Here is a 12,247-nt window from a genome sequence, read left to right as displayed (position 1 = left end):
AAGCGGCGGCAGACAGCGGCCTGTCGCAGTTCGTGAGCCGCGAAGTGACGAAGCTGGACCGTCCTGAACTGACGAGCGCGAAGATCATCGTCTCGGGTGGACGTGGCATGGGCAGCGGCGAGAACTATACGAAGGTGCTGGAGCCGCTGGCCGACAAGCTGAACGCCGCACTGGGCGCCTCGCGTGCCGCAGTGGACGCAGGCTACGTCCCCAACGACTTCCAGGTGGGTCAAACCGGCAAGATCGTGGCGCCGCAGCTGTACATCGCGGTGGGCATCTCGGGCGCCATTCAGCATCTGGCGGGCATGAAGGACTCGAAGGTGATCGTCGCGATCAACAAGGACGAAGAAGCCCCGATCTTCAGCGTGGCCGACTATGGCCTCGTGGGCGATCTGTTCACGCTCGTGCCGGAGCTGGTCAAGGAACTCGGCTGATTGCCGGTGCTGACCGACGCCGCGCGGGTTGAACCACGGCGTCCGGCATGACAGGAAGGGGTGCTACGGCGCCCCTTTTTTTATGGTTCGCAACCCGCGGAGGAGACAGACATGTACAACGCGCCGATCCACGACATGCTGTTCGTGATGAAGGAACTGGCAGGCCTCGACGAGATCGCGGCGCTGCCCGGTTTTGAAGACGCGACGCCCGAAACCGTTCAGGCGGTGCTCGAAGAAGCGGCAAAGCTCTGCGGCGAAGTGCTCGCGCCGTTGAACGCGGAGGGCGACCGCAATCCCAGCCGCTGGGATAACGGCAACGTCAGCGCGACACCGGGCTTTGCCGATGCGTTTCGCCAGTTCTCCGCAGGCGGCTGGCAGGGTGTGCAGCATCCACAGGAGTACGAAGGGCAGGGTTTGCCCAAGCTCGTTGCGACGCCGTGCATCGAAATGCTCAACGCGGCGAACCTGTCGTTCGCGCTGTGCCCGCTCTTGACCGACGGCGCGATCGAGGCGCTGCTTACGGCAGGCACCGAAGCGCAAAAGGCGCGCTACGTGCCAAAGCTGATCTCGGGCGAGTGGACCGGCACGATGAACCTCACGGAGCCGCAGGCGGGCTCCGATCTCGCGCTCGTGCGCACGCGCGCCGAACCGCAGGGCGACGGCAGCTACAAGGTCCTCGGCACGAAGATTTTCATTACCTGGGGCGAGCACGATATGGCGGAGAACATCGTCCATCTGGTGCTCGCGCGCACGCCTAGTGCGCCCGCCGGCGTGAAGGGCATTTCGCTCTTCATCGTGCCGAAATTCCTCATCAATGAGGACGGCTCGCCTGGCGCACGCAACGACGTGCATTGCGTGTCCATCGAGCACAAGCTCGGTATCAAGGCGAGCCCCACCGCCGTGCTGCAGTACGGCGATCATGGCGGTGCCGTGGGCTATCTGGTGGGTGAAGAGAACCGCGGCCTCGAATACATGTTCATCATGATGAACGCGGCGCGTTTCGCGGTCGGCATGCAGGGCGTCGCTCTTTCGGAGGGGGCGTACCAGAAGGCCGCGGCGTATGCGAAGGAGCGCGTGCAGAGCCGTCCCGTCGACGGATCGGCGAAGGATGCCGTGACGATCATCCATCACCCGGACGTGCGTCGCATGCTCGGCACGATGCGCGCGCTCACCGAAGCCTCGCGTGCGCTGGCCTATGTGGCGGCGGCAGAAAGCGACCTCGCGCATCGCCATCCCGACGAGGCGGTGCGCGCGCAGCATCAGGTGCGTTACGAGTATCTCGTGCCCATCGTGAAGGGCTGGAGCACGGAGCTCTCGATCGACGTGACGAGCCTGGGCGTGCAGGTGCACGGCGGCATGGGCTTTATCGAGGAGACGGGCGCCGCGCAGTACTACCGCGATGCGCGCATCCTGCCGATCTACGAAGGGACCACTGCGATCCAGGCCAACGATCTGGTCGGCCGCAAGACGCTGCGCGACGGTGGCGCGGCGGTGAAGGCGCTGATCGCCGACATTGCCCGGACCGTGGAAGCGCTGGGCTCGCACGAAGACGCGCCGTTCAAGGCCATGCACCGGCACCTGTCGCAAGGGCAGCAGGCGCTGGCTTCGGTGGTGGACTATGTGCTTGCCAACACGAAGAGCGATCCGAACGCCGTGTTCGCCGGTAGCGTGCCGTATCTGAAGCTGGCGGGCATCGTGCTGGGCGGCTGGCAGATGGGACGCGCGATGCTCGCATCGGCGCGGCTGAATGCAGAGGATCCGGCGTTCCACGGCGCGAAGATCGCGACTGCGCAGTTCTACGCGCAACATGTCTTGCCGCAGGCGGTGGCGCTCGAAGCGGCGATCGTCAGCGCGAAGGGGGCCGAGGGCGTGCTGGCGCTTTCCGAAGACCAGTTCTGACCCGCCTGTCGCACAACAGCATGCGCCAATGAAAATCGGCGCCCTCGGGCGCCGATTTTCGCTTGTGCCTGGCGTGCTGTCGAAGCCGCGGCGTTACGCGTAGGCGGGGCGGTGCGCGCCTTGCGTTTCGCCGAGATAGCGGAACACCGAGAGATCGTCGGCCTTGATCGCGGGCTGCTTGCCCGAAATGAGATCGGCGAGCAGTTGGCCCGAACCGCACGACATCGTCCAGCCAAGCGTGCCGTGGCCTGTATTGAGGAACAGATTCGGGAGCGGCGTGCGGCCGACCACGGGCGTGCCGTCCGGCGTCATCGGACGCAGGCCGGTCCAGAAGGTGGCCTTGGTGGTGTCGCCGCCGCCCGGGAACAGGTCGTTCACGCACATTTCCAGCGTCTCGCGGCGCGCTTCGCGCAGCGTCTTGTCGAAGCCGACGATCTCCGCCATGCCGCCCACGCGGATGCGATTGTCGAAGCGCGTGATCGCGATCTTGTAGGTTTCGTCGAGCACGGTCGAGACCGGCGCGGCATCCGCGTTCACGATCGGCGCGGTGATCGAGTAACCCTTGAGCGGATAGACCGGAATCTTCACGATGTTCGCGAGCATCTTCGTCGAGAACGAGCCGAGCGCAACCACGAAGGCGTCGGCGCGCACGAACTCGCTGCCGCACTGCACGCCCGCGATGCGATCGCCCGAGACCGCGAGGCTGTCGATCGGCATGTTGTAGCGGAATTTCACGCCCAGTTGCTCGGCCATCGCGGCGAGACGCGTGGTGAAGAGCTGGCAGTCGCCGGTTTCGTCGCCCGGCAGGCGCAGACCGCCCGTCAGCTTGTGCGAGACCGCGGCGAGCGCCGGCTCGGCGCGCTGGAGTTCGGCTGCGCTGAGCAGCTCGTACGGCACGTTTGCCTCCTTGAGCACGGCGATATCCTTCGCCGCGCCCTCGAACTGCTGCTGCGTGCGGAACACCTGCAGCGTGCCGCCCGTGCGGCCTTCGTACTGGATGCCGGTGTCGGCGCGCAGGGCCTGCAGGCAGTCGCGGCTGTATTCGGCAAGGCGCACCATGCGGCCCTTGTTGAGCGCATAGCGTTCGGCCGAGCAGTTCTGCAGCATCTGCCACATCCACTGGAGCTGGAACTTCGTGCCGTCGAGGCGGATGGCGAGCGGCGCATGCTTTTCGAACATCCACTTGATCGCCTTGAGCGGGACGCCCGGCGCCGCCCACGGCGCGGCATAGCCCGGCGAAATCTGGCCGGCGTTCGCAAAGCTGGTTTCGAGCGCCGGGCCGGCTTCGCGGTCGATGACCGTCACTTCGTGGCCCGCGCGCGCCAGATACCAGGCACTGGCCACGCCGACCACTCCACTGCCCAATATGACGACTCGCATAGCTGCTGCTCCAATAGATATTGTTGATGCGACGCCGGTTCCAGACCGCCTTGCCACGTGACAGGGCAGGGCAAACAGGAAAAAACACGCTTTGAGCGGCGTAGCTAGTGTTATTAGCTATGCTATTGTTGTATGCCTAGATTTAGTTATTGTATTTCTCAAATATTCAGGAAAAAAACATGAGAACGCAGCGCCAGCCGGTCCGCGCACTCGACCGGCTCGATCACCGCATCCTCAAGCTGCTTCAGGAGGACGGGCGCATGGCGATGAAGGATCTCGCCGAGCAGGTGGGGCTTTCCGTGACGCCCTGCATCGAGCGCGTCAAGCGCATGGAGCGCGACGGCGTCATCATGGGCTACTACGCGCGCGTGAACCCGGGCGTGCTGGGAGCGGCGCTGCTGGTGTTCGTCGAGATCACGCTCGACCACAAGAGCGGCAACATGTTCGAGCAGTTTCGACGCGAGGTGCAGAAGATTCCCGAGGTGCTCGAATGCCATCTGGTCTCGGGCGACTTCGACTATCTGATCAAGGCGCGCATCGGCGAAATGGCCGACTACCGCAAGCTGCTTGGCGACATCCTGCTGCAATTGCCCGGCGCCGTGCAGTCGAAGAGCTACGTCGTTATGGAAGAGATCAAGGAAACACTGACGATCGCGGTTGGCGCCTGAGGCGAGGCGGCCCCGTTTTTCGGGCTCGACAATGCGGCTCGATACTGTATATTTATACAGTATCGAGCCGCATTTTTATTTCCCTGTGAACGATCCCGATCGCGAGCCGCACGACGATGCCGACGCGTGGCAACCCATTGCGCCACCGGCGCCCCGCAAGGGGCGCGGTGCGGTCACGAACCTGCAGGGGCGCTACGAAGTGGATCAGCGCGAGACTTTCGACGACGGCTGGCGGCAACCCGGCGCCGAAGATGGTGGCGAGGAGGCCCCCGCATTGCGCACGCAGGTGTTCGAGGAACACGCGAAGAGCATCCTCACGCGCAACCAGTCGCCGGACATCCCGTTCAGCGTTTCGCTGAATCCCTATCGCGGCTGCGAGCACGGTTGTATCTACTGCTTCGCGCGTCCCACGCACAGCTATCTCGGCCTGTCGCCGGGGCTCGACTTCGAAAGCCGGCTCTACGCGAAGGTCAATGCGCCGGAATTGCTGGCACGCGAACTGTCGAAGCCGTCCTACGAGCCCGAGCCGATCGCGCTCGGCGTCAGCACGGACGCGTGGCAGCCCATCGAACGAGAACTGCGCCTCACGCGCCGCGTGATCGAGGTGCTGGCCGAGCGCGGGCATCCATTCGCGGCGATCACGAAATCGTCGCTGATCGAGCGCGACCTCGACCTGCTCGTGCCGATGGCCCAGCGCAACCAGTTCATGGCCGCGATCACGATCACGACGCTCGACGCCGATATCGCGCGCACGCTCGAGCCGCGCGCGGCCTCCCCGGCGCGGCGGTTGCGCACGATCCGCACGCTGGCCGAGGCGGGCATTCCGGTGGGCGTGAGCATTGCACCGGTGATTCCTTTCGTCACCGAGCCGGACATGGAGCGTGTGCTCGAAGCCTGCGCGGAGGCGGGCGCGACGAGCGCGAGCTATATCGTCCTGCGCCTGCCGTGGGAGGTGGCGCCGCTCTTTCACCAATGGCTCGCCGCGCATTTTCCGCAGCGCGCCGGGCGCGTGATGAACCGCGTGCGCGACATGCGCGGCGGCAAGGACTATGACGCCGCGTTCTCGCAGCGCATGAAGGGAACGGGTCTCTGGTCCGAACTGCTCAAGCAGCGCTTTCACAAGGCGGTGCGGCGGCTCGGACTGAACGAGCGGCGGCACGGCATTCTCGACATGTCGGAGTTCGTGAGCACGAAGTCCGCGCGCGAAAAGCCGCAGCTCGATCTTTTCTAACGCGGGAAAAGATCGCTATCGGGAGAGCGCTATTGAGAGAGCGCTTTTGCGGCCTCGACCTGCGATTCGAAATACGTCTGGAACGAGAGCGCGAGTCCCGACATGAGGAGGAACGCGCCGATCAGCAGCGAGAAGATCACGACGAAGACCACCGCCCAGCCCGAGCGGCTTTGGCGGCCGGCTTGCGCGTTGAACTGGGCGTCCCACTTCGCGTCGGGGCGCAGGCCGTAGACGATGGCCGCGAGAAACGCCGAGAGCACCGAAACGGCGCCGATGACCGCGAGCACCCAGCCCGCCGTCGAGGCGCGCTCGCTGGCGACGAGCAGCAGCACGCCCGGAACGCCGAGCAACGTGCCGAACACGTGCGCCCAGCCCCAGAAGTCGCGCAGGCCATAGAGGTAGAAGCGATGGGCGCCGAGGCTGCCGAAGAAGAACGCGAGCGCGGCGGTGAGCGTCTTGGAGCGAAAGCGCGTTGAAGGAGAGGCTTGGGACATGGGCGGGCGAAGGCGCGAAGTCGTTGATGCCGCAACGGCGGCAGCCGTCGGGCATTGTACGTCGCGCGCCCGTGCGTGCGCAGTGCCGCGCGGCCTACGGTTTCGTCCAGGTCACGCGATAGATCGCTCCCGCGTAGTCGTCGCTGATGAGGAGCGATCCGTCGGGCAGCGGCTCCACGTCGTCGGGGCGGCCCCATTGGGTGTCGTCGGGGTTGAGCCATCCTTGCGCGAATACCTCCTGACGCGCGTTCGTGCCGTCCGGATTCGCGGTGATCCGCACCACGCGGTAGCCCACTTTCCTGCTGCGGTTCCACGAACCGTGCTCGGCGATGAAAATGCTGTTGCGGTAGTCGGGCGGAAACATCGTGCCGGTGTAGAAGCGCATGCCGAGCGAGGCGACGTGCGCCCCCAGCTTCATGACCGGCGGTGTGAATCCGCTGCATGGGTGGCCCGCGCCGAACTCGGGATCGGGCACGTCGCCGCCGTGGCAATACGGGAAGCCGAAGTCGAGGCCGGCGCGTGCGAGGCGGTTGAGCTTGTCGTCGGGTACGTCGTCGCCCATCATGTCGCGGCCGTTGTCGGTGAACCAGAGTTCGTGCGTCTCGGGATGCCACGCGAAGCCCACCGTGTTGCGTACGCCGCGCGCGATCGTCTCGTAGTGGCTGCCGTCCGGGTCCATGCGGCCGATCATCGCGTAGCGCGTGCGCTGCGGGTCGCTCGCGGGAAGGCAGATGTTGCAGGGCGCGCCCTGCGGCACGTAGAGCTTGCCGTCCGGACCGAACGCGATGAATTTCCAGCCGTGATGGCGGTCGGCCGGCAGGGCGTTCGTCACGACGACGGCTTGGGGCGGGTCGTCGAGATGGCTATCGATGGCGTCGTAGCGCAGGATCGACGAAACGGCGGAGACGTACAGTGCGCCGTCGTGCCACGCGACGCCCACGGGCATTTCCAGTCCCGACGCGATCACATGTTTCCGGGCGAGCTTGCCGTCGCGCAGTTCCAGTGCGTACACGTGGCCGTCCATGCTGCCGACGTAAAGGATGCCCCTGGGCGAGAGCGTCATCTCGCGGGCGGCCGGCACGTCGTCCGAGAGCACTTCGATGTGGAAGCCGGGCGGCAGTTGAATGCGCTCGATGGGGAGGGCCGCCAGCGCAAACGGCGCGGTAAGCGCGAGGAGAGCGGCGGCGGCCGTACGGTATGTCAGAATGCCGGCCTGGCGTGCGCGCAGGACCCTGTCGCAACCCGGTGTTCTGTTCGTATGCGGGGACAGAGTGCGATGCGGCAGGCCTGCAAAAAGCCGCAGCAGCGCCGTGCGAACCCACGTCCGAGCCCTTTCCGCGCGGCCATCCCGCCTCGATCGATCGCCATTCATCGCACTTTCCCTCCTGGATTCTCAGTTAAGTGTTTGTTATGGCTTCGGTTTCGGGATATAATCGTCTGTTTCAGTAGTCCCGAACCCCCGGTTTTCAAGGATTCTAGTATGGTCATCATCCGTCTGGCACGCGGCGGCTCGAAGAAGCGCCCGTTCTACAACATCGTCGCAACCGACTCGCGCAACCGCCGCGACGGCCGTTTCATCGAGCGCGTGGGCTTCTACAACCCGGTCGCTACCAAGGGTGAAACGCTGCGTATCGCGCAAGACCGCGTGACGTACTGGCAAGGCGTTGGCGCGCAACTGTCGCCGGCCGTCGAGCGTCTCGTGAAGGAATCGCAAAAGGCAACGCCTGCTGCTTGAGCTTTGGCTTGATGCGAGGTTCGCCGATGCATGACGACGCAAAAGCCGCAAAAGCAGATGCGCCGGCTTCGGTCAAACCGCGCAAGGATGCTGGCGCTGCGCGCCGTGCTGCGCCGTCTTTTGGCGCGTTCGTGCGCAAGTCGCAGCCCGAACGTGCGGCAGAGGTTCCGAAGGCTGCGGCCGAAGGCTTGCTGCCCGCAACGGAGTCGAGCTTTCCGGCCGATGCCGTCGAAGTCGGCGCCGTGATCGACGCCTATGGCCTCAAGGGCTGGGTGAAGGTCGCGCCGCATGCGCAAGGCGGCAGCGCGTTGCTGGCGGCGAAGCGCTGGTGGCTCGTCAAGGGCCGCGAGCGGCAGTCCGCGGTGCGCATTGCCGCGAAGGTGCACGGCGACAGCGTTGTCGGGCAACTGGCAGGCGTAGCCGATCGCGACGCCGCACTGCTCCTGCGCGGTTCGCGTATCTACGTGAGCCGCGCCGAATTTCCCGCCCCCCAGGCCGACGAGTATTACTGGGTCGACCTGATGGGTCTCGACGTCGTCAACGAGGCGGGCGTCGAACTCGGCAAGGTCGCCGACCTGATCGACAACGGTGCGCACTCGGTGCTGCGCACCGAGTATCCGTCGACGGGCAAGGACGGCAAGCCGGCCACCGGCGAGCGGCTGATCCCGTTCGTCGGCGTGTACGTCAAGTCGGTGGACCTCGCGGCGAAGCGTATCGTCGTCGACTGGGAAGCCGATTACTGAGCGTGCGCTTGTAATCAGTTTGTACTCATTTCGCTGAACGGAGAGAGCGATGCAGTTCGATGTCGTGACGCTCTTTCCCGAGATGTTCCGTGCGCTGACCGACTGGGGCATCACCAGCCGGGCGGCGAAGCAGCAGCGCTACACGTTGCGTACGTGGAATCCGCGCGATTTCACGACCGACAACTACCGCACGATCGACGACCGCCCGTATGGCGGCGGCCCTGGCATGGTCATGCTGGCGAGGCCGCTCGAAGCGGCCATCGGCGCGGCGCAAGCCGCCCAGGCCGAACAGGGCGTGAGCGCGCCGCGCGTGCTGTTGATGTCGCCGCAAGGCAAGCCGCTCACGCACGAGCGCGCCGTGCAGTTTGCGCAGGAGCCCGGTTTCGTGATCCTGTGCGGCCGTTACGAGGCGATCGATCAGCGTTTGATCGACCGTCACGTCGACGAGGAAGTCAGTCTTGGCGACTTCGTGCTGTCGGGCGGCGAATTGCCCGCCATGGCCCTGATGGATGCCGTGGTGCGGTTGCTGCCGGGCGTGCTGAACGATGCGCTTTCGGCGGTGCAGGACAGCTTCGTCGACGGTCTGCTCGACTGTCCGCACTACACGCGGCCCGAGGAATACGAGGGCGTGCGGGTGCCCGATGTGCTGCTTGGCGGCCATCACGCGGAAATCGAGCAGTGGCGCCGTCGCGAGGCGCTGCGCAATACATGGAGCAAGCGGCCCGATCTGATCGCGCGGGCCAGGAAGAACAGAATGTTGAGCCGTGCCGACGAGGCATGGCTCGCTAGTCTCGCGAAGGGTCCGGACGAAGCGTAAGGCTTCGGGCGGGTGCGCCGCGAGGCGCCCAAGGCGGTGCCGCTTCATGCGTGAACGGCGCCAGTTGTGAATCCATCCTCTATCGGGGCCGTCGTTGCAGCGATTCCACGGGAATCCGGCACAGGTACGAACGCCGACATGATGGCTTACGGAGTGAATCCATGAATCTGATCGAAAAACTCGAACAGGAAGAAATCCAGCGCGTGCTGGGCGAGAAGACCATCCCCGAATTCGCCCCCGGCGATACGGTGATCGTCAACGTGAACGTGGTTGAAGGCAACCGCAAGCGCGTTCAGGCCTATGAGGGCGTCGTGATCGCAAAGCGTAACCGCGGTCTGAACTCGTCGTTCATCGTGCGCAAGATCTCGTCGGGTGAAGGCGTGGAGCGTACGTTCCAGACGTACTCGCCGCTGCTGGCCAGCATCGTCGTGAAGCGTCGCGGTGACGTCCGTCGCGCGAAGCTCTACTACCTGCGCAACCTGTCGGGCAAGAAGGCTCGTATCAAGGAAAAGCTGGTGTCGAAAGACCGCGCAGCGGCTCCGGGCGAGCAGGCTTAAAAGCTGTAAGAAAAAAGCACCCTCCGGGGTGCTTTTTTTGTTTTGGACGCAAAATAGTTATCCGGCAGTGACTCGAGAGATCCGTTGAGACGTCCAGCATTTGAACCCGAAAGCCTGCCGATCGAATCGACCGGCGCCCATCTGCCGCCGGTTGCCGCCGGGCGGCTCACGCCCGAAGGTCTGCGCGCGCGTTTCGAGCAGCGCCTGCCGTGGGACCCCGAGCCGCAGGAAGCGCGCTTCACCGAAATGCGCGATCCGCGCGAGGCCGCGGTCCTCGTGCCGCTCGCCATGCGCCAGTCGGGCCTGACCGTATTGCTCACGCAGCGTGCCGACCATCTGAGCAACCACGCCGGGCAGGTGAGTTTCCCCGGCGGCAGCCGCGAGCCCTCCGACCCCACGCCCGTGGCCGCCGCGCTGCGCGAGGCGCACGAGGAAGTGCATCTGGATCCGGCGCGCGTCGAGGTGCTGGGCGCGCTGCCCGACTATCTGACCGGTACGGGCTTTCGCGTAACGCCCGTGGTGGGGCTCGTGCACGAACCGTTCGATGTCCATGCCGATACGCTCGAAGTGGCCGAAATCTTCGAGGTGCCGCTCAGCTTCCTCATGAATCCGGCCCATCACCAGGTGCGGGTGCTGCGCTGGGAAGGCGGTGAGCGGCGCTTCTTCGCGATGCCGTATCCGGCGGCGGGCGAGGAGGGCGTGGGCGGCGCGCATTTCATCTGGGGCGCGACAGCCGGCATGCTGCGCAACTTCTATCGCTTCCTGCTGGCCTGATGGTGTGTTCTGGCGGCGTGCTCCGATGGTGAGTTCGAAACAAGCGCTCCGGACTACCCAGGTGCTTAAGTGTTGTGCGTTTGCAGCCAGGCACTCAGGCACATCTGGCCCTGTGATATCTTTGCAACAATTTCCTTAACAAGCATCGCACGGCGCGTCGCATGACCTTCTTCTCCGTATTGCTGGCTCTCGTCATCGAACAGGTGCGGGCGCTTTCGCCGAACAACCCGGTGATGGGGCTCGTGCGTCTCAATGCGGAATGGGCCGCGCACGGCTTCGACGCGGGCAAGAAGAAGCACGGCGTCATCGCCTGGCTCGTCGTCGTGCTGCCGTGGACGCTCGGCACGGCGCTCGTGTACTACGTGCTCTACCACATCAGTTTCGTGCTGGCGTTCCTCTGGAACGTGGTGGTGGTGTACTTCACGCTCGGCTTCCGGCAGTTCAGCCACTACTTTACCGACATCCATCTCGCGCTCAACAACGACGACGTGCCCCGCGCGCGCGAGATCCTGCAAGAGTGGACCGGCATGGACACCGTGGACATGCCGGTGAGCGAGATTGTGCGCCACACGCTGATCCATGCCGTGGTGGCGTCGCACCGGCACGTGTTCGGCGTGTTTTTCTGGTTTCTCGTGCCGATCGGCCCAGCCGGCGCCGTGCTGTACCGTATCTCCGAATATCTCGCGCGCGAGTGGTCGCGTCCGGCCGACGAGCGCAGCGAGTCGTTCTCGAACTTTGCGCAGCACGTGTTCTTCGTGATCGACTGGGTGCCGGCCCGGCTGACCTCGCTTGGCTTCGCGATCGTCGGCAATTTCGAGGATGCGATCTACGCCTGGCGCAATCACGCGAACCAGTGGCCCGATACCAACGAAGGCGTGTTGCTCGCGGCCGGCAGCGGCGCGCTGGGCGCGCGGCTCTCGGGTCCGCTCGCCGAGCAGTCGAGCCTCGACGCGCTCGCCACCACACCGGGCGAAGGCGGCCCGTACACGGTCGGCGACGACTGCACGCCGCGCACGCTGCAGTCGGCCGTGGGGCTGGTCTGGCGCGCCGTGATCCTGTGGATGATCCTCCTCCTCATGCTCACGATCGCCGTCTGGTTCTGATCCGCCGGCGCGCTTCCCGATACCGCGTCCTCACGCAAAACGGCCCGCTTCGATGAGCGGGCCGTTTGCATTCCACCTCTGGTTGCGTCATTCGTCGCGGATGTCACGCTCTCGCCCGCACTGCCAGCAGACCGTGAACTGCGCTTCCAGCGTTTCTCCGCAAGCGGGGCAGCGCCATGACGGCGTGCCGGCGGGCGGTCCGCGTTTCGCCTCGTCGATGAGGCGCAGCGCGAGTTTCTCGTCGCGCTCGTCCATGAGCCACAGTTCGGGCGCGCACTGCTCGGCGGGGATTTCGCCCATGGCGCCGCTCAGGTAGCGGTTGTGCAGCTCGCACGGCACGCCCGCGGTCGCGAGAATGTTCATCCAGTGCTGGGCAATCAGCAGATTCGGGGCGCGCACGAGCCTGAGCATG

General features: G+C 65.2%; 14 protein-coding genes. 10 read left to right on the top strand and 4 right to left on the bottom strand.

Annotation, left to right across the window (positions count from 1 at the left end; translation table 11 throughout):
• Positions 1–434: electron transfer flavoprotein subunit alpha/FixB family protein (locus V8683_RS28420; RefSeq protein WP_462880709.1), on the top strand; the 434-nt coding region annotated here is incomplete at its 5' end.
• 111 nt (positions 435–545) lie between these two features.
• Positions 546–2,333 (top strand): acyl-CoA dehydrogenase, encoded by a 1,788-nt coding sequence (locus V8683_RS28415; protein ID WP_411188944.1) that lies wholly within the window; start codon positions 546–548, stop codon positions 2,331–2,333.
• Between the two features lie 93 nt (positions 2,334–2,426).
• On the opposite strand, the gene V8683_RS28410 is transcribed toward V8683_RS28415, so the two are convergent.
• Positions 2,427–3,713, bottom strand: a complete 1,287-nt coding sequence (locus V8683_RS28410) for a D-amino acid dehydrogenase (protein ID WP_411188945.1) — start codon at positions 3,711–3,713, stop codon at positions 2,427–2,429.
• Positions 3,714–3,892: 179 nt separating this feature from the next.
• Between V8683_RS28410 and V8683_RS28405 the strand changes: the two genes are divergently transcribed.
• Both V8683_RS28405 and V8683_RS28400 read left to right on the top strand, forming a co-directional pair.
• The gene (locus V8683_RS28405) at positions 3,893–4,381 is read left to right on the top strand and encodes an Lrp/AsnC ligand binding domain-containing protein (RefSeq protein WP_411188946.1); all 489 of its coding nucleotides are present in this window, start codon (positions 3,893–3,895) and stop codon (positions 4,379–4,381) included.
• Between the two features lie 85 nt (positions 4,382–4,466).
• Entirely contained in the window at positions 4,467–5,612 is a 1,146-nt protein-coding gene (locus tag V8683_RS28400; protein WP_411188947.1) for a PA0069 family radical SAM protein, read from the top strand.
• A 29-nt stretch (positions 5,613–5,641) separates the two neighbouring features.
• On the opposite strand, the gene V8683_RS28395 is transcribed toward V8683_RS28400, so the two are convergent.
• Together V8683_RS28395 and V8683_RS28390 are read right to left on the bottom strand one after the other, a co-directional pair.
• Positions 5,642–6,106 carry an NINE protein gene (locus V8683_RS28395; RefSeq protein WP_411188948.1) on the bottom strand — a complete coding sequence of 155 codons (465 nt, stop codon included), beginning with the start codon at positions 6,104–6,106 and terminating at the stop codon, positions 5,642–5,644.
• 94 nt (positions 6,107–6,200) lie between these two features.
• Positions 6,201–7,478, bottom strand: a complete 1,278-nt coding sequence (locus V8683_RS28390) for a PQQ-dependent sugar dehydrogenase (protein ID WP_411188949.1) — start codon at positions 7,476–7,478, stop codon at positions 6,201–6,203.
• A gap of 108 nt (positions 7,479–7,586) precedes the next feature.
• Between V8683_RS28390 and rpsP the strand changes: the two genes are divergently transcribed.
• The 6 genes from rpsP (at position 7,587) to V8683_RS28360 (ending at position 11,835) form a co-directional block, all read left to right on the top strand.
• Positions 7,587–7,841 (top strand): 30S ribosomal protein S16, encoded by a 255-nt coding sequence (gene rpsP, locus V8683_RS28385; RefSeq protein ID WP_027795319.1) that lies wholly within the window; start codon positions 7,587–7,589, stop codon positions 7,839–7,841.
• A gap of 26 nt (positions 7,842–7,867) precedes the next feature.
• Entirely contained in the window at positions 7,868–8,584 is a 717-nt protein-coding gene (gene rimM, locus V8683_RS28380; RefSeq protein WP_411188950.1) for a ribosome maturation factor RimM, read from the top strand.
• Between the two features lie 49 nt (positions 8,585–8,633).
• The gene (trmD, locus tag V8683_RS28375; protein ID WP_411188951.1) at positions 8,634–9,401 is read left to right on the top strand and encodes a tRNA (guanosine(37)-N1)-methyltransferase TrmD; all 768 of its coding nucleotides are present in this window, start codon (positions 8,634–8,636) and stop codon (positions 9,399–9,401) included.
• 161 nt (positions 9,402–9,562) lie between these two features.
• Positions 9,563–9,958: a 50S ribosomal protein L19 gene (gene rplS / locus V8683_RS28370; protein ID WP_027795316.1), complete on the top strand. Its 396-nt coding sequence runs from the start codon at positions 9,563–9,565 to the stop codon at positions 9,956–9,958.
• Positions 9,959–10,042: 84 nt separating this feature from the next.
• Entirely contained in the window at positions 10,043–10,732 is a 690-nt protein-coding gene (locus tag V8683_RS28365; RefSeq protein ID WP_411188952.1) for a CoA pyrophosphatase, read from the top strand.
• A gap of 161 nt (positions 10,733–10,893) precedes the next feature.
• On the top strand, positions 10,894–11,835 hold the full coding sequence (locus V8683_RS28360; protein ID WP_411188953.1) for a CobD/CbiB family protein: 942 nt from the start codon (positions 10,894–10,896) through the stop codon (positions 11,833–11,835).
• A gap of 87 nt (positions 11,836–11,922) precedes the next feature.
• Here V8683_RS28360 and V8683_RS28355 read toward each other — a convergent pair whose 3' ends face one another.
• On the bottom strand, positions 11,923–12,246 hold the full coding sequence (locus V8683_RS28355) for a putative signal transducing protein (protein ID WP_411188954.1): 324 nt from the start codon (positions 12,244–12,246) through the stop codon (positions 11,923–11,925).
• Position 12,247 lies beyond the last annotated feature (1 nt).

The organism is Paraburkholderia sp. AV2 (assembly GCF_054968425.1).
This window is presented reverse-complemented; position numbering and strand designations above follow the sequence as displayed.

Coding starts and splice junctions, on each gene's coding strand:
- V8683_RS28415 (WP_411188944.1), top strand. CDS start 546: ATGTACAACGCGCCGATCCACGACATGCTGTTCGTGATGAAGGAACTG.
- V8683_RS28410 (WP_411188945.1), bottom strand. CDS start 3,713: ATGCGAGTCGTCATATTGGGCAGTGGAGTGGTCGGCGTGGCCAGTGCC.
- V8683_RS28405 (WP_411188946.1), top strand. CDS start 3,893: ATGAGAACGCAGCGCCAGCCGGTCCGCGCACTCGACCGGCTCGATCAC.
- V8683_RS28395 (WP_411188948.1), bottom strand. CDS start 6,106: ATGTCCCAAGCCTCTCCTTCAACGCGCTTTCGCTCCAAGACGCTCACC.
- V8683_RS28390 (WP_411188949.1), bottom strand. CDS start 7,478: ATGAATGGCGATCGATCGAGGCGGGATGGCCGCGCGGAAAGGGCTCGG.
- rpsP (WP_027795319.1), top strand. CDS start 7,587: ATGGTCATCATCCGTCTGGCACGCGGCGGCTCGAAGAAGCGCCCGTTC.
- rimM (WP_411188950.1), top strand. CDS start 7,868: ATGCATGACGACGCAAAAGCCGCAAAAGCAGATGCGCCGGCTTCGGTC.
- trmD (WP_411188951.1), top strand. CDS start 8,634: ATGCAGTTCGATGTCGTGACGCTCTTTCCCGAGATGTTCCGTGCGCTG.
- rplS (WP_027795316.1), top strand. CDS start 9,563: ATGAATCTGATCGAAAAACTCGAACAGGAAGAAATCCAGCGCGTGCTG.
- V8683_RS28360 (WP_411188953.1), top strand. CDS start 10,894: ATGACCTTCTTCTCCGTATTGCTGGCTCTCGTCATCGAACAGGTGCGG.
- V8683_RS28355 (WP_411188954.1), bottom strand. CDS start 12,246: ATGCTCAGGCTCGTGCGCGCCCCGAATCTGCTGATTGCCCAGCACTGG.